A 201-nucleotide genomic window follows, 5' to 3' on the forward strand; every position below is an offset into this window, starting at 1 on the left:
GCCGGCCGTCACGATGGGCAAAATCTCGTGGCCGGGGTAGCCCGCCCGGGGCCCTGGGGCCCGGGGCGGCAGGATTCGCCGTGCAGAACCAGCTATAGAATAGCCGGCCGTCACGATGGGCAAAATCTCGTGGCCGGGGTAGCCCGCCCGGGGCCCTGGGGCCCGGGGCGGCAGGATTCGCCGTGCAGAACCAGCTATAGA

General features: G+C 70.6%; 1 protein-coding gene. It reads right to left on the reverse strand.

Annotated elements, in window-relative coordinates; genetic code table 11:
- On the reverse strand, window positions 1–201 hold a 201-nt coding region (locus BEN49_RS28990), incomplete at both ends, for a hypothetical protein (RefSeq protein WP_204376162.1).

This window comes from Hymenobacter coccineus, from assembly GCF_001816125.1.
Classification (GTDB): domain Bacteria; phylum Bacteroidota; class Bacteroidia; order Cytophagales; family Hymenobacteraceae; genus Hymenobacter; species Hymenobacter coccineus.